Source organism: Pseudoxanthomonas dokdonensis, from assembly GCF_001431405.1.
Classification (GTDB): domain Bacteria; phylum Pseudomonadota; class Gammaproteobacteria; order Xanthomonadales; family Xanthomonadaceae; genus Pseudoxanthomonas_A; species Pseudoxanthomonas_A dokdonensis.
Window position 1 is genome coordinate 1 of record NZ_LDJL01000023.1, and the last position, 15,687, is coordinate 15,687.

The following is a 15,687-nucleotide window of genomic DNA, read 5'->3' on the forward strand; positions in this document are numbered from 1 at the left end:
ATCCCGCAGCTGCGCAGCCGCTTTCCCGAGCTGGAACTGCTGCTGGTCGAGGAAAAAAGCGACGTGCTGCTGTCGCGGCTGCGCAGCTGCGGGATGACGTGCGGCAGCAAGTATGGCCCCAGGGTCGGGAACATCCCCAGCCGCACGGTACCGGCCTCCGGGTCCTGGCTGCGGCGGGCGGCTTCCTTCATCTGCTCGACTTCGCTGATGATCCGGCGCGCGCGCTCGGCGGCGTCACGCCCGGCCGGGGTCAGCATGACCTTGCGTGGCGCACGTTCGACCAGCGACACGCCGAGTTCTTCCTCGAGCTTGCGGATCTGGGTCGACAGGGTCGGCTGGCTGACGAACGAGGCGTCGGCCGCGCGACCGAAATGCTTGTGATCGGCCAGTGCCACCAGGTACTTCAAATCGCGTAGGTTCACGCCAACTCCTGTGTGGGTTCCGGTTCCGATGCCACTACGACGGCCCGCGCGGGGCCGCCGTTGCAACGCCGGCTCAGGCTGCCGCGGCTTCGACCTCGGCCGGTGCCGAGGTACGGATCAGGTGGTCGAATGCGCTGAGTGCGGCGGTGGAACCGGCGCCCATCGCGATGACGATCTGCTTGTACGGTACCGTGGTCGCATCGCCGGCGGCAAACACGCCCGGCAGCGAGGTCTGGCCGCGCTCGTCGATGATGATCTCGCCACGTGGCGACAGCTCCAGCGTGCCTTTCAGCCACTCGGTGTTGGGCAGCAGGCCGATCTGCACGAAGATGCCTTCCAGTTCGACCCGGTGCGAGTCACCGCCTTCGCGGTCCTTGTAGACCAGGCCGTTGACCTTGCTGCCATCGCCCAGCACTTCGGTGGTCTGTGCACTGGTGATGATGCGCACATTGGCCAGGCTGCGCAGTTTGCGCTGCAGTACGTCATCGGCGCGCAGCTTGCTGTCGAATTCCAGCAGGGTCACGTGGGCGACGATGCCGGCCAGATCGATGGCCGCTTCGACACCGGAGTTGCCGCCGCCAATCACCGCCACCCGCTTGCCCTTGAACAACGGGCCGTCACAGTGCGGACAATAGGCCACGCCGGCGTTGCGGTACTGCTCCTCGCCGGGCACGCCCATCTGCCGCCAGCGCGCGCCGGTGGACAGGATCACGGTCTTCGAAGTGAGCTTGCCGCCGTTGGCGAGCTGGATTTCGATGCCGTCTGCGGTCGGTCGCAGTTTTTCCGCGCGCTGCAGGTTCATCACGTCGACGTCGTATTCCTTGACATGCTGTTCCAGCGCGGCGGCCAGCTTGGGGCCTTCGGTATAGGACACCGAGACGAAGTTCTCGATCGCCATGGTGTCCAGCACCTGGCCACCGAAACGCTCGGCGGCCACGCCGGTGCGGATGCCCTTGCGCGCGGCATAGATGGCCGCTGCCGCACCGGCCGGACCGCCGCCGACCACCAGCACGTCGAAGGGTTTTTTGGCATTGATTTTCTCTGCATCGCGGGCGGCGCTGTTGCTGTCCAGCCGGGCGACGATTTCCTCCACGCCCATGCGTCCGGCGGCGAATACTTCGCCGTTGAGGAAGATGGTCGGCACCGACATCACCTGACGCTGTTCGACCTCGTCCTGGAACAGCGCGCCGTCGATGGCCACATGCTCGATATTGGGGTTGAGCACGCTCATCAGGTTCAGCGCCTGGACCACGTCCGGGCAGTTCTGGCACGACAGCGAGAAATAGGTCTCGAACCTGTATTCGCCGGGCAGCTCGCGGATGGCGGCAATGGTGTCCTGGGCCAGCTTCGACGGATGTCCACCGACCTGCAGCAGCGCCAGCACCAGCGAGGTGAACTCGTGGCCCATCGGCAGGCCGGCAAAGCGCAGATGGATGTCGTGGCCGGGCGTGGACAACGCAAACGAAGGCTTGCGCGCATCGTCGTCGCGACGTTCGGACAGGCTGATACGGTCCGACAGCGACAGCAGATCATTCAACAGCGCCAGCATTTCCCGCGAGGCTTCGCTGTCATCCACCGAGGCGGTGATGACGATCGGGCGGGTGACCTTTTCGAGATAGCCTTTCAGCTGGCTTTTGAGATTGTCATCCAGCATGGTGACGACTCCTTGCATGAGTGGTTGATGTGGATTCGTGTCGACGCCGGTGCCGGCGCATGTGCGGGCATCGTGTGGGCGGACGCTTGCAGAAGCGGCCTGGGCCTGGGCAGTGCCGGAAAGGGGGAGAGGACAAATCCCGGCGGGCGGCACAAGCCGCTGATGCAAACGTCTGGAGGCCGCGCGGGATCCTTCGCTGGCGGCAAGAGCCCCGGGCGCTGGGCCCGGGGTCGGCGTTGCTGGTTACGCGTTATCGGTGTTGCGGGTTGCTGTTGCGGGCAACGTTAGATCTTGCCGACCAGGTCCAGCGACGGGGCGATGGTCTTGGCGCCTTCCTTCCACTTGGCCGGGCACACTTCGTTCGGGTGGGCGGCGACGAACTGGGCGGCCTTGAGCTTGCGCAGGGTTTCGGAAACGTCGCGGGCAATGGCGTTGTCGTGGATTTCGACGGTCTTGATCACGCCTTCCGGATTGATCACGAAGGTACCGCGCAGGGCCAGGCCTTCTTCATCGATGTGCACGCCAAAAGCGCGGGTCAGCTGGTGGGTCGGGTCGCCGACCAGCGGGAACTGGGCCTTGCCCACGGCTGGCGAGGTTTCGTGCCAGACCTTGTGCGAGAAGTGGGTGTCGGTGGTGACGATGTAGACCTCGGCGCCGGCCTTCTGGAACTCGGCGTAGTTGTCGGCGGCGTCTTCCACTTCGGTCGGGCAGTTGAAGGTGAAGGCGGCCGGCATGAAGATCAGCACGGACCACTTGCCTTTCAGGGTCTGGTCGCTCACTTCAACAAATTCACCGTTGTGGAACGCGGTGGTCTTGAACGGCTGGACTTGGGTATTGATCAGGGACATCGAGAGTTCCTTATTGCGAGTGGGTGGAAAACGTCGCGTTGCCGCGATAGAGGAATCCTATGCTTGTCGCATGAATTCATCAAATCGATTGATGGAATCACTTCAATAGGTTTTGTCTATCGATGATAAAGCGTGACCCACCTACCGCTTCTGGATGGGGATGGGCACGCCGATGACAACCGCTCGCCGATGCATGACTTCTGGCAGGGGGTAGCGGCGTTCAGGGTGGTCAGAGTGGGGGTTTATCCATGGGGAGAGATTGCCGATGAGCGTCCTGCGTCGCCGCCTGCTGACCACTGCATTGATGTTGGCCACCGTTCCGTCGTTCGCAAGTGAAACGGTGCCGACCGGACCATTGCCGCGTACCGTGGTGCCATCGCTGGTGCAGTTGGAGCTGAAGCTGGACCCCGGCCAGGAACGTTTCAGTGGCAGCACCCGCATCCAGGCCGAGGTGGCCACGCCGACCCGGGTCATCTGGATGCACGGTCGCGACCTCGACATCCAGAGTGCGGTCGCGGTACTGGCCGATGGCAGCGAAGTGGCGCTGCAGGCCGAGCCGGCTGACGTGTCGGGCGTGCTCAAGCTGACCGCGGCCAGGGAAATCCCGGCCGGCAAGGCCAGCATCGATATCCGGTTCGCCGCGCCCTATGGCCAGTTGCAGGGTGCCTACCGGGTCAAGCCGGATGGCGAGGACTACGTGGTCACGCAGATGGAGCCGCTGGGCGCGCGCAACACTTTCCCCGGTTTCGACGAACCCAGCTTCAAGCAGCCGTGGGAGATCAGCCTGATCGTGCCGGAAGCCGACCAGGCATTCGCCAACACCGAAGCGATCAGGACCGAAGCCGCCGGCCCGGGCTGGAAGCGGATTACGTTCGCCCGCACCGAAGCACTGCCCAGCTACCTGCTTGCATTCGCGGTCGGTCCCTGGGACGTGGTGCAGGGGCCGGACATTCCGGCGACCGACATCCGCGATACCCCGATCAAGCTGCGCGGCATTGCCGCCAAGGACCAGGGCAAGCGACTGAAGTACTCGCTGGCCAACACCCCGGTCATCGTCACCGAGCTGGAGAAATACTTCGGCACGCCGTATCCGTTCTCGAAGCTGGACAATCTGGCGGCGCCGGATTTCTGGGCCGGGGCGATGGAAAACGCCGGCCTCATCGTCTATCGCGACACCCTGATGTTCCCGGATGAAAACTCGACTCCGCGCGAGCGCCAGTCGTTCTGGGGTGTCAGCGCGCACGAGCTGGCGCACCAGTGGTTCGGCGATCTGGTGACGATGCGCTGGTGGGACGATCTGTGGCTCAACGAAGCCTTCGCCACCTGGATGGGCAACAAGATCACCGGGCAGTTGCAGCCGGAATTCCATAGCGACCGCGGTCTGCTGGAAGGGGCGCTGGGGGCGATGAGCGAAGACAGCCTGGTCAACACCCGGCGGGTGCACGAGCCGATCAACGACTTCACCGAGATCCAGTCCGCGTTCGATGGCATCACTTACCAGAAAGGTGGCGCGGTGCTGGCGATGTTCGAGAGTTACGTCGGCGAGGACAACTTCCGCCAGGGCGTGCGCGACTACCTGAAAGCACATGCGCGCGGCAACGCCACCAGCGCCGACCTGATTGCCGCCGTCGCCGCCCACAGCAAGGATCCGGCCAGCCTTGATGCCGCGTTCAAGAGCTTCATCGACCAGCCCGGGGTGCCCTATGTGAAAGTCGCGGTGGATTGCGATGGCAAGCAGCCATCGCTGCGCATCCAGCAATCGCGCTATCTGCCGTTGGGTTCTGCCGCCAGCAGCGACCAGCATTGGGGCCTGCCGCTATGCGTGCGGTACCAGGCCAACGGCAAGCTGCACGAGCAGTGCGATCTGGTCAGCCAGACCGAGGCAGTGGTGCCGTTGCGGCAGGCCGATGCCTGTCCGGCGTGGGTGATGCCCAACGCCCACGGCCATGGCTATTACCGCTATACGTTGCAGGACAAGGATGCCGGCAAGCTGACCGCCGCGTTTGCTTCGCTCGACGAGCGCGAACAGCGCATCTATGCCGACTCGCTGGAAGCCGGCTACCGCGCCGGCAGCATCGACAGCCAGGGCTATCTGGCCAGCGTGCCGCTGCTGGCCGCTTCGCAGGTGCGCCAGACCGCCACCGCGCCGATGGAAATGCTGGTCTGGATGAAGGAATACCTGGCGCGTTCGCCAGAGCAGAAACAGGCGCTGGCGGCGTTTGTCCGTGACAGCTACGGTCCGCGCCTGCAATCGATCGGCCTGGATGCGGCCGCGGGTGAGAGCGATGACACCCGCATCCTGCGTCGCGCGCTGGTCGGCCTGCTCGACCGCACCGGTGAAAGCCCGGAGCTGCGCGCGGAACTGGAAAAGCGTGGCCGCGCGGTGATCGGGCTGGCGGCCGACGGCAGCGCCGGCAGTGGCCAGCTGGATCCGCAGGCGACCCCACGCGACCTGCGCGCACCGGCCATCGAGGCCGCCGCCCGCGCCGGCGATGCCAGCACCTTCGAGGTGTTGGAAAAACACCTGCGTGGCAGCCAGGACCCGAGCCTTCGCGCCGAACTGCTGGGCGCGATGGGCAGCATGCAGCAGCCAGCACTGGCCGCCCGTGCACGCGCGTTGATTCTGGAAAAAGGCCTGCTGCGGCGTAACGAACTGGTACCGCTGTTGATGCCGCAAATGGATGAGGCGGTCACGCGCCCGGCGTTGCGGACCTGGGTCGATGACAACTTCGACACCCTGGAAGCCTCGCTGGCACCGGCCGGCGCGCGCCTGATCGGCCTGTATGCGGCAGGCATGTGCAGCGATGCGGAAGCGGCGGACCTGCAGCAGCGCTTCAGCCAGCGCGTTGCCGACATCGAGGGCGGCCCGCGCGCGCTGAAACAGGCGGTTGAACGCGTTGGCCTGTGCGCGGCACTGGTGGCCGAGCAGGGCAAGCGCGGCTGGGGCGGGGCTTTCAAGTAAGCTGCGCGTCCATCATCAGCTTCGACCGCGCATCGCAATGAGTACGCCCCCGTCCGATGTCAGCCAGTGGCTGCTGGATGCCACCGCGCAACTGCCGGCCGAAGATGGCCGGCAGGTGGCCGAACTGCTGCTGGGCCACGCCCTGCAGCGTGACCGCGCCTGGCTGTTCGCGCATGCGCGGGATCCGGTGCCGGCGTCAGCGGCCAGCGCACTGCAGGATCTGCTGCGCCGGCGACTGGCCGGCGAACCGGTGGCATACCTGCTGGGACGGCGTGGCTTCTGGACCCTGGATCTGGAGGTCAGCCCGGACACGTTGATTCCGCGTCCGGAAACCGAGTTGCTGGTCGAACAGGTATTGCAACGGGTGGCAGCCGACAGCGATGGCCGGCTGCTGGATCTGGGGACTGGCAGCGGCGCGATTGCCCTGGCCGTGGCCAGCGAGCGGCCGCGCATGCAGGTCTGGGCCAGCGATGCCAGTGCCGGCGCCCTGGCGGTGGCACGCCGTAACGCGGCCAGCCATGGGCTGGAACGGGTGCAGTTCCGTCACGGCAGCTGGTGGCAACCGTTCGCCGGGATGCGCTTCGACGTCATCGCCAGCAATCCGCCCTACATCGCTGCCGCTGATCCGCACCTGCAACGTGGCGACCTGCGGCATGAGCCTGCCAGCGCGTTGTCCTCCGGTGCCGATGGGTTGGATGCGATTCGCGCGATCGTGGCCGGTGCGCCGCATCATCTGAACCCGCACGGCTGGTTGCTGCTGGAACATGGCTGGGACCAGGGCGAGGCAATCCGCGCGCTGCTGCGGGACGCCGGCCTGCAAGCGGTGCAGACAGTGCAGGATCTGGAAGCGCGGGACCGGGTCAGCCTGGGGCAATGGCTGGCTTGAGCGCTTGCTGGGCTGAAATCCGCGGCAGCGCGGCGCCGTGATGCAACAGGCCCGTCCGCCCGCCTGCGTTAAACTTGCGCTTCACTTGAACCGCGAAGTCTTGCCCATGCGCAGCCTGTATCCCGAGATCGAACCGTTCGACACCGGCATGTTGAAGGTCGATGACCGCCACACGCTTTATTACGAACAGTCCGGCAATCCGCAGGGCAAGCCGGTGGTGCTGCTGCACGGTGGCCCCGGCGGCGGGGTGACGGCGAAGATGCGGCGTTTCCACGACTCGGCCAGGTACCGCATCATCATGTTCGACCAGCGCGGCTCCGGCCAGTCCACGCCGCATGCGGATCTGGTCGACAACACCACCTGGCACCTGGTCGCCGACATCGAGAAGTTGCGCGAGAAGCTCGGCATCGACCGCTGGCAGGTATTTGGTGGCAGCTGGGGTTCGACGCTGTCACTGGCCTACGCACAGACCCACCCGCAGCGGGTCACCGAACTGGTCCTGCGCGGCATCTTCATGCTGCGGCGCTGGGAGCTGGAATGGTTTTACCAGGAAGGCGCCAACCGTTTGTTCCCGGATGCGTGGGAGCACTACATCAGCGCGATTCCGCCGGTCGAGCGCCATGATTTGATTTCCGCGTTCCATCGCCGCCTGACCAGTGACGACGAACAGACCCGGCTCGACGCCGCCCGCGCCTGGAGCGTCTGGGAAGGGGCGACCAGTTATCTGCACGTGGACGAGGATTTCATCAGCGGCCACGAGGATCCGGCGTTCGCACTGGCCTTTGCCCGCATCGAGAACCATTACTTCGTCAACGGCGGCTTCTTCGAAGTCGAGGACCAGCTGCTGCGCGATGCCCACCGCATCGCCGACATCCCCGGCGTGATCGTGCACGGCCGCTATGACGTGGTCTGCCCGATTGCCAATGCCTGGGATCTGCACAAGGCCTGGCCGAAAGCCAGACTGGAAATTTCCGCGGCGTCCGGCCATTCGGCGTTCGAGGAAGAGAACATCGACGCGCTGGTGCGGGCCACCGACGCGTTTGCCTGATGCCACCGTGCCGGGCGCGCCCGGCGACAAGGAGAATGAAGGATGACGGACGAACAGGACATCGTGGTCAAGGACAGCAACGGTACCCGTCTGGCTGACGGTGATTCGGTCACCCTGATCAAGGACCTGAAGGTCAAGGGAACCTCGGTCACGCTCAAGCGCGGGACCCTGATCAAGAACATCCGCCTGACCGATGACGAAGACTTGATCGAATGCAATGCCGAGAAGGTCAAGGGCCTGGTTCTGCGCACCGAGTTCCTGAAAAAGGCCTGAGGATGATCCCCGGTAGAGCGGAGCTTGCTCCGCTTGCCAGGCCTGAGGATGGTTCGCGGTAGAGCGGAGCTTGCTCCGCTTGCCAGGTCATGCAGCGGAGCAGGCTCCGCTCTACAGGTGTTTTCCAGCGGAGCAAGCTCCGCTCTACGGGCGATCAGCCGCGTGGGGTGCCGTCGAGCTGGTGCTCGATCATCCACAAGCCGGCCCACAACTTGGCATCCAGCTCGTAGCCTTCGCTGAGCTTGCGGGTCAGCCAGGCCGCGGCCTCGCGGCGCGGGATGGCGTGGACAGTGATGTCCTCGCTGGCGTCACCGCCGCCTTCGCCGACCTTGCGCAGGCCGGTGGCGCGGACAAAGGCAATCTTCTCGCTGCTGGAACCCGATGAGGTCGGCCCGATCATCAGCACCTCGGCCTGCGCCGCGGTCCAGCCGGTTTCCTCTTCCAGTTCGCGGATGGCCGACAGTTCGATCGATTCGTCGGCATCGATGTCGCCCACCAGGCCGGCCGGCATTTCGATGGTGTTGGCCTGCAACGGCACCCGGAACTGTTCGACGAACAACACTTCATCGGCGGGAGTCACCGCGATGATGATCGCGGCCAGTCCGTTGGCATGGGTGCGTTCGCAGTATTCCCAGCTGCCGCGCACCACCATGCGCATGTATTTGCCTTCGTAGACGATGTCGGGGGTGGCGGTCTTGTCGGCGTGGGCGCTATTGGTCATGGCGTGATGTTAGAGCGTGGCAGCCGTTTTTGGGTGAATGCGAAGCTGCCCGTATTGTCCGTATGCCTGTATGTCCGTAGAGCGGAGCTTGCTCCGCTGCCCCGCAGCCACAGGTTGTACCGTCCAGCGGAGCAAGCTCAGCTCTACGGGCCGCGCTGGCTCAGGCCGGGACCGGGTCCAGTCCCGCGGCCGCATGCAGGCGCCGCCGGGTCAACGGGCCCAGCCGCAATGCGTCGGCCAGGCCGCCGAGCACATCGGCATAGACTTCGCCGCGGCCGAAGTGTGGCTCCACGCCATCCAGTGGCGCGTCGATGGCGATGGTGGTCAGCTGCCGCCACAACAATGCTTTATCGCGTTGTTCGCGCAGGCGCGCGGCCAACGTCGCCGCGCCGCGCAGGCGCAGGAACGGCACCTCGTCCACCCGCTGCAGCAGCGTATCCAGATCACCGAAGTGGGCCAGCAGGATTGCCGCCGACTTGGCGCCGATGCCGCTGACCCCGGGAATGTTGTCTACCGCGTCGCCGGCCAGGGCCAGGTAGTCGGCAATCTGCCGTGCTTCCACCCCATGCCGGGCCTTGACCCCGCCCACTCCCCAGCGCAGGCCGCGGGCAAAATCCCATTGCTCGTCGTGTTCGCCAAGCAACTGCGACAGGTCCTTGTCGGCGGACACGATCACGCTGCGGAAACCATGCGCGCGCGCCGACCAGACCGCGCTGCCAATCAGGTCATCGGCCTCGTATTCGCCATGCGCCAGCACGTTCAGGCCCAGCGCCGCGCACAGCGCCTTGCAATGGCCGAACTGGCGGCGCAGTTCCTCCGGGGCCGGATCACGGTTGGCCTTGTAGGCCGGATAGATGCGGTTGCGGAAACAGCTGTCCAGCGCTTCGTCGAAGGCGATGGCGATATGCCGTGGGCGCTCACGCTCCAGCAACTCGAGCAGGAAGCGGGTGAAACCGTGCACCGCGTTGACCGGCCAGCCATCGGCATCATGGAATTCATCGGGCATCGAGTGCCAGGCGCGGAACACGTACAGGCTCGCATCGACCAGGTACAGCGTCGGCGGGGCTGCCGCGGCTGGCGCGGAATCAGTCATGCGGCTGCCATTCGGACAGCAGCGCCGCCGCGTCCGGGCGTTCGCGTTCCGGTGCCTCCATCCGTGCCGTGCCGATATGGATGAAGCCGGCGACGCGCTCGTTGTCACCCAGGCCCAGCCAGCGCGCCACGGTCGGGTCGTAGGCCATCCACGCGGTCAGCCACTGCGCGCCAAAGCCCAGCGCCTGCGCCGCCTGCAGCAGGGCAAAACAGACGCTGCCGGCAGTCAGCAGCTGCTCCTGCTCGGGGACTTTGTGGCCGGGTGTCAGGCGGGCGACCACGGTGATGATGTCCGGCGCATGGGCGAAACGCATCCGGTCTTTTTCGATGGCCGCTTCGCCGGCATCGGCGTCGCGCTGGCGGCTGAGTTCGGCCAGCTGGTCGCCCAGGCGAAGCCGGGCATCGCCGTGGATATGGATGAAACGGAACGGCACCAGCTTGCCGTGGTCCGGCACCCGCGAGGCGGCCTGCAGCATCCGCAGCAGGATCGGCGCATCGGGGCCGGGGGCGGACAATTGCTTGGAAGGGACGGACCGGCGGCGGTCGAGGAATGCAAGGGCTTCATCGACGGAGGGATACAATGCGCTCATCGGACAAGTTTAACGTGTCCGCCTGGGTGCGCTGCATCAAAGTGACGATATGGTCACGGTTGTGATGACGCCGGATTTCCTACGATGGCGGGGTACACCCCTGACCCATCCTCTCAAGCCACTTTCGCCTGCCAAGGCGGGGAACCTTGCGCATGTCGAACCCCCAAAATATGGCCACGCGCCGTAACCAGCCCCTGCTGGCGCAAGCCCGCGCACAGGCGGTAGCGCCGTTGTCGGAGCTGTTTGCCGCCGCGGTCGGCCGTTTCGACGACGTGCTGTTCGACCGCGCCGAGCGCGCCGGTCACTCGCAGATGGTGTTCCTGGACGCGATGCGTGAACTGCGCCGTCGGCGCCAGGAAGTGGGCACCCTGTTCAAGCAATCGCTGGAACAGTCGTGGGACGCGTTTGCCGGCGGCTCGCCGATGTCCGCCGAACAGGCACTGGGCGCCGGCGACAGCGAAGGGCTGGCGCTGGTCAGCGAACAGGAACTGGAATCAAGGCTGGGCGTGCGCAATTTCGCCAGCGTGGTCGCGCGCGACTGCAAGGCCGTTCTGGCGCGGCTGCAGCAGCGCCTGGCGCTGCTGGCCGGGGTCGAACTCGACAGCGAACACAACCCGATTGGCCCCGACCATATCGGCGCGGCGGTGCATGCGGCTTTCTCGACCTGCGAACTGGCGATGGAAGTGCGGCTGGTCCTGCTCAAGCTGTGCGAGCGCGATCTGGTGCCCGGCATCAGCAAGATTTACGAGAGTCTGGACCAGGCCCTGGCCAAGGCTGGGGTGATCCCGGAGATGCCATCGCCGCGGACCCATCCGCGCCCGCAACCGGCGGAAAGCCGGCCCGAACCGGACGACTACCTGTCGCCGGACGAGCCGGACAACGCCCCCGCCTGGGCGGCGCGTTTCGTCAACCGCATGGCCGGCGTCAGCCGTGGCATCCATGCCGCCCAGCACGGCAGCGGTGGCCAGGGTGGCAACTTCGCTGGCGGTGACGACAGTGCCAACGGGGTGTTGCTGGAAGCCCTCCACCACCTGCTGCAGGAATCGCGTAACAACAACGGCCGCGACAGCCAGGGTGCTCCGGCGCCAATGCTGGGCCAACGCAACCTGTCGCAACGCGAGATGCTGTCGGTGCTGTCGCTGCTGCAGGCGACCCCCAGCGCCACCCTCAACGCCGCCATTGGCGATGCCGGTGAGTCGCTGGCGCAGCGGTTGAAGAGCGAGGTCATCAACAGCGCCACCCAGCTCGGCGTGGACCCGGCGATGACCCGGTTGGCGCCGGTCGACGAGGACGCCATCGATCTGGTCGGCATGCTGTTTGACGTGATGCTGGACGAGCGTGACCTTGAAGGCCGACCGCGCGAGCTGATCGGTCGCCTGGTGGTGCCGTTCGTCAAGGTCGCATTGCTGGACCGGCGCATGTTCGTGCAGAAGACCCATCCGGCGCGGCGCCTGCTCAACGTGCTGGCCGAGGCCTGCGAAGGCAACAATGGCGAAAGCGCGGCCGAACGCACGCTGATGACCAAGGTCGAGGAAGTGGTGCAGCGGCTGGTTGCCGAGTTCAATGAAAACCTGGCGATCTTCCTGACCCTGGAAGAAGAATTCCGTGCCTTCCTTGAACAGCACAAGCGCCGCATCGAGATCGCCGAGCGACGCGCCACCGAAATCCAGCGTGGCCAGGAGCGCCTGGAATCGGCCCGCGAGCGCATGACCAGCGAGATGGAAGCGCGCCTGCAGGGACGCAGCGTGCCGCAGGCGATCGAGGATTTCCTGCGCCAGCCCTGGGCCCACCATGTGACCATGACCCTGCTGCGCGAGGGCGAGGAGGGCGAAGGATTTGCCCAGGCGCTGACCCTGGCCGATGGCGTGCTGGAGGAATTGTCCGAGGCGCAGCGACAAGTGGTCGGCAAGCCGTGGTTGCAGGCGTGGCGGCCGCCGCTGATGCAGGTATTCGCCAGTGTCGGCATGAATGCCGACGCCGCCGGCATCGCGGTCGATGCCCTGCATGACACCCTGCACGCGGTGGCATTGTCGCGGCCGGATCTGGAAAAGAAGCTGCCCGAGTTGCCGCAGGTCAACCTGCCGAAGTCGCCGCTGGAAGACGATCCGTCGGCGATCGAGCTGGTTGGCGGTACCGACACCCTGGAGTTCGACCACACCGATGCCGATCACTTCCGCAAGCTGGAAGTCGGCACCTGGCTGGACTTCATCGACAAGGACAACAAGGTCCAGGCCGGCAAGCTGTCCTGGATCAGCCCGATTTCGTCGCGGCTGCTGTTCGTCAACCGCCGTGGCGTGCGCTTCTGCGTGGCCTCGCCGGAGGAACTGGCGGTGATGGTGCGGCTGGGCCGGCTGCGCATGCATCGCGAGGAAGACGCGTTCGACGCCGCCATGCAGGGCGTTATCGATCGCCTGGAACCGCAGGCCAGGCGCCCCGAGCACGTCTGATCGCGGCCGGTGTGATCCCACGCCGGCTTTGCTAGCATCGGTCGGGTTCATCCACGGCGAGGCGCGCATGGCGGTCAAGGTACGGGTACTGAAGGAATCGGCACCGGGGGAGCGTCGCGTGGCGGCCACGCCGGAAACCGTGAAGAAGCTGCTGGCGCGTGGCGCGGCCGTCGAGATTGAATCCGGCGCCGGACTGGCGGCGGGTTTCGTTGACCAGGCGTATGTCGATGCAGGTGGCTCGCTGGTGGATGCGGGCGCCGGCGACGATGCCGATGTCATCGTCTGCGTACAGGCGCCGCAGGCAGCACGCCTGCAGCAGCTGAAAACCGGCGCGACCCTGGTCGGCATGCTCAATCCCGATGCCGATGACGGCCGCGCGCAGGCAATGCAGTCGCGCCAGTTGGCGGTGTTTCCGCTGGAAAAGCTGCCACGGACCACCCGCGCACAGGCGATGGACGTGCTCAGCTCGCAGGCCGGCATGGCCGGCTACAAGGCGGTGCTGATTGCCGCGCAACTGGCACCCAGGTTCTTCCCGATGCTGACCACCGCCGCCGGCACCATCCGGCCGTCGCGGGTGTTGATTGTCGGTGCCGGTGTCGCCGGTCTGCAGGCGATTGCCACCAGCAAGCGTCTGGGCGCGCAGGTGGAAGGCTTCGACGTGCGCCCGGAGACCCGTGAGCAGATCGAATCACTGGGGGGCAAGTTCCTCGACCTCGGCGTCAGTGCCGCCGGCGAAGGCGGCTATGCCCGGCAACTGACCGAGGAGGAGCGTGCCGAGCAGCAGGCGCGCCTGGCCGAGCACCTGAAGAGCGTCGACGTGATTGTCTGCACCGCGGCGGTACCGGGACGTCCGGCGCCGAAAATCATCAGCCGGGCAATGGTCGAAGGGATGAAGCCGGGTAGCGTGATCGTCGATCTGGCCGCTGAAACCGGCGGCAACTGCGAGCTGACCGAACCGGGCCAGACCATCGACCACAAGGGCGTGGTGGTGTCCGGACCGCTCAACCTGGCCAGCATGGGCGCGGTCCACGCCAGCGAGATGTATGCGCGCAACGTGTTGAACTTCGTGTCGTTGTTCATCAACGACGGCCAGTTGGCCTTCGATTGGGACGATGAACTGCTGGCCAGGACCCGCTGGCCGCAACCACCGAGCTCGGCCTGAAGCCAGGTCTGCCTGCTCGGCACTTGCGCCAATCGCGGGCGGCTGCAACACCGCTGCCGCTTTCTCAGGGTGACGGTGGCGGCCGGTGATGCGGACCGTGGCCGTCGCCATCGGGCGGGCCCAGGTCCGGCCCCGGCGGATGTTGCCTGACCCATTCCTGGCGCTGCTCGGCGCTCATTTTTTTCCATTGCTCGCGCAACTGTTCGCGCTGCGGCTTGTCCAGCTTGCGCATCTGCTGGTACAGCGCCCGGGTCTGCTCGCGCTGCAGCGGGGTCATCTTTTCGAAACGACGCATGCCACGACGGGCCTGCTCACGCTGCTGCGGGGTCATGCTGCTCCAGCGCTGGGCATGCTGCAGCATGCGCTGGCGGCTGTCGGGATCCTGGTTCCAGCGGTCGCGCAACGGTGCCACCAGCACTTCGCGCTGCTGCGGGGTCAGCTGTTCCCAGTCAGGCAGTGACTGGGTTGCGGCAGGCGCAGTGCCGGTCGTGGTCGCCTGCGCGTTGGCATTCAACGCCAGCCCCAGCGACGCCGGAGCCAGCAACAGGCACAACAAGAGTCGGTTTTTCATCGGGTTATTCCATTGCCAGGGATGGGACATCGGTGGATGCCAGCCACAGATAGAGATCCGGATTTTCGTCCAGCACCGCGGAGGTATCGCGGTATTCGGTGGCGGCCGACAGGCTGGCCTCGACCGCCTCGCTGCTGACCGCGACAGGCGTTGACGGTGTTGGCGCCGGTTCGCTGCCGAAGTAATGCAGGCCGATGACCGAGGCCAGTGCCAACGACAACGCGGTGGCAGCGGCCGGCAGCCAGCGCCGCTGCCACGCCGGCGAGGCATGCACGGACGCCCGCTGGGCCTGCGTGCGGGCGGCGCGCAACTGTGCCAGCACCTGCGGTGACAGCGACTGCAGTGCCTGCTGGTGCAGGCCTCTGGCCTGCCTGTCCAGTGGCAGCGGCGCGCCGTGGTCAGGCGCGCCATGGATGGGCGGGCTCATCGGAAATCCTCCAGTTGTTTTTGCAATGCCTCGCGGGCGCGCGACAGATGGGTTTTGACCGAACCCTGCGAACAGCCCATCGCCTTGGCGGTATCGGCGACATCCAGTTCCTCCAGGACCCGCAGGGTGAAGGCCTCGCGCTGGCGTGCCGGCAATTGCCGCAGGGCTTCGACCAGCCGCGCATAGCTTTCGCGCTGGTCATGCGCCTGCGACGGACCGGCAGCCTGGTCCGACCAGTCGATACGGCTGTCCTGATCGTGATCGGCGGCCGGGCTGAGCCAGCGCAGCCGGAAGCCGTGGCGACGCTGGATGTCGATGATCTTGCGGCGCAGGATGCTCCAGAACAGCGGTGTCCACTCCTGCGCCGGGCGCTGCTGGTAGGACAGCATCTTCATCATCGCGTCCTGCACCGCGTCCAGCGCGTCATCACGGCTGCGCAGTCCGGCTTCGGCAAAGCGGAACGCGCGGGTGCCGATGTCGGCCAGGAACTGTTCCAGGCTTGCCGCCACCGCGGGTTCGGCAATGTCCGGCAGCGACGGCGAAGGAGTGCTCACCAGCACAGGGTATCTCCTGGCCGTGAAGTC

The 15,687-nt window shown here is 66.0% G+C and carries 14 protein-coding genes and 1 pseudogene; 6 read left to right on the forward strand and 9 right to left on the reverse strand.

The genetic code is table 11. The features are described 5' to 3' along the window. The 3 genes from ABB29_RS15560 to ahpC all read right to left on the reverse strand — a co-directional run. Positions 1-422 (reverse strand): LysR family transcriptional regulator (locus ABB29_RS15560; protein ID WP_157062694.1); only part of this gene is annotated, 422 nt, incomplete at its 3' end. A 73-nt stretch (positions 423-495) separates the two neighbouring features. Beyond that, the gene (gene ahpF, locus ABB29_RS15565; protein ID WP_057660734.1) at positions 496-2,076 is read right to left on the reverse strand and encodes an alkyl hydroperoxide reductase subunit F; all 1,581 of its coding nucleotides are present in this window, start codon (positions 2,074-2,076) and stop codon (positions 496-498) included. A 284-nt stretch (positions 2,077-2,360) separates the two neighbouring features. Further along, on the reverse strand, positions 2,361-2,924 hold the full coding sequence (gene ahpC, locus ABB29_RS15570; RefSeq protein ID WP_057660736.1) for an alkyl hydroperoxide reductase subunit C: 564 nt from the start codon (positions 2,922-2,924) through the stop codon (positions 2,361-2,363). Positions 2,925-3,189: 265 nt separating this feature from the next. On the opposite strand from ahpC, the gene ABB29_RS15575 reads away from it, so the two are divergent. The 4 genes and pseudogenes from ABB29_RS15575 to ABB29_RS15590 all read left to right on the forward strand — a co-directional run. After that, positions 3,190-5,886 (forward strand): M1 family metallopeptidase, encoded by a 2,697-nt coding sequence (locus tag ABB29_RS15575; RefSeq protein ID WP_057660739.1) that lies wholly within the window; start codon positions 3,190-3,192, stop codon positions 5,884-5,886. Positions 5,887-5,923: 37 nt separating this feature from the next. After that, positions 5,924-6,772, forward strand: a complete 849-nt coding sequence (prmC, locus tag ABB29_RS15580) for a peptide chain release factor N(5)-glutamine methyltransferase (RefSeq protein WP_057660742.1) — start codon at positions 5,924-5,926, stop codon at positions 6,770-6,772. A gap of 106 nt (positions 6,773-6,878) precedes the next feature. Further along, a complete protein-coding gene (gene pip / locus ABB29_RS15585; protein WP_057660745.1) occupies positions 6,879-7,820 on the forward strand; it encodes a prolyl aminopeptidase in 942 nt (313 codons plus the stop codon). 63 nt (positions 7,821-7,883) lie between these two features. After that, positions 7,884-8,093 (forward strand): annotated as a pseudogene (locus ABB29_RS15590) (alkylphosphonate utilization protein); the annotation flags it as partial. Positions 8,094-8,247: 154 nt separating this feature from the next. Here ABB29_RS15590 and ABB29_RS15595 read toward each other — a convergent pair. The 3 genes from ABB29_RS15595 to ABB29_RS15605 all read right to left on the reverse strand — a co-directional run bounded on the left by ABB29_RS15595 (position 8,248) and on the right by ABB29_RS15605 (position 10,496). Then, positions 8,248-8,814 (reverse strand): NUDIX hydrolase, encoded by a 567-nt coding sequence (locus ABB29_RS15595; protein ID WP_057660751.1) that lies wholly within the window; start codon positions 8,812-8,814, stop codon positions 8,248-8,250. A 160-nt stretch (positions 8,815-8,974) separates the two neighbouring features. Continuing rightward, a complete protein-coding gene (locus ABB29_RS15600; protein ID WP_057660753.1) occupies positions 8,975-9,907 on the reverse strand; it encodes a 5'-3' exonuclease in 933 nt (310 codons plus the stop codon). Next, a complete protein-coding gene (locus ABB29_RS15605; RefSeq protein ID WP_057660755.1) occupies positions 9,900-10,496 on the reverse strand; it encodes a nitroreductase family protein in 597 nt (198 codons plus the stop codon). The genes ABB29_RS15600 and ABB29_RS15605 overlap by 8 nt, the downstream gene beginning before the upstream one ends. A gap of 152 nt (positions 10,497-10,648) precedes the next feature. On the opposite strand from ABB29_RS15605, the gene ABB29_RS15610 reads away from it, so the two are divergent. Then, a complete protein-coding gene (locus tag ABB29_RS15610) occupies positions 10,649-12,943 on the forward strand; it encodes a DUF1631 domain-containing protein (RefSeq protein ID WP_057660758.1) in 2,295 nt (764 codons plus the stop codon). 67 nt (positions 12,944-13,010) lie between these two features. Next, positions 13,011-14,105 (forward strand): NAD(P) transhydrogenase subunit alpha, encoded by a 1,095-nt coding sequence (locus ABB29_RS15615; RefSeq protein WP_057660762.1) that lies wholly within the window; start codon positions 13,011-13,013, stop codon positions 14,103-14,105. A gap of 64 nt (positions 14,106-14,169) precedes the next feature. Here the strand turns inward: ABB29_RS15615 and ABB29_RS15620 are convergent, their stop codons facing one another. Genes ABB29_RS15620 through ABB29_RS15630 form a run of 3 tightly spaced genes read right to left on the reverse strand, consistent with a single transcriptional unit; the run spans position 14,170 to position 15,663 of the window. Further along, complete coding sequence (locus ABB29_RS15620) at positions 14,170-14,676, reverse strand: DUF3106 domain-containing protein (protein ID WP_083487977.1); 507 nt, start codon at positions 14,674-14,676, stop codon at positions 14,170-14,172. Positions 14,677-14,680: 4 nt separating this feature from the next. Continuing rightward, the gene (locus tag ABB29_RS15625; RefSeq protein WP_057660765.1) at positions 14,681-15,103 is read right to left on the reverse strand and encodes a hypothetical protein; all 423 of its coding nucleotides are present in this window, start codon (positions 15,101-15,103) and stop codon (positions 14,681-14,683) included. Beyond that, entirely contained in the window at positions 15,100-15,663 is a 564-nt protein-coding gene (locus ABB29_RS15630; protein ID WP_057660767.1) for an RNA polymerase sigma factor, read from the reverse strand. Before ABB29_RS15630 ends, ABB29_RS15625 begins: the two co-directional genes overlap by 4 nt. Between the last annotated feature and the right edge of the window lie 24 nt (positions 15,664-15,687).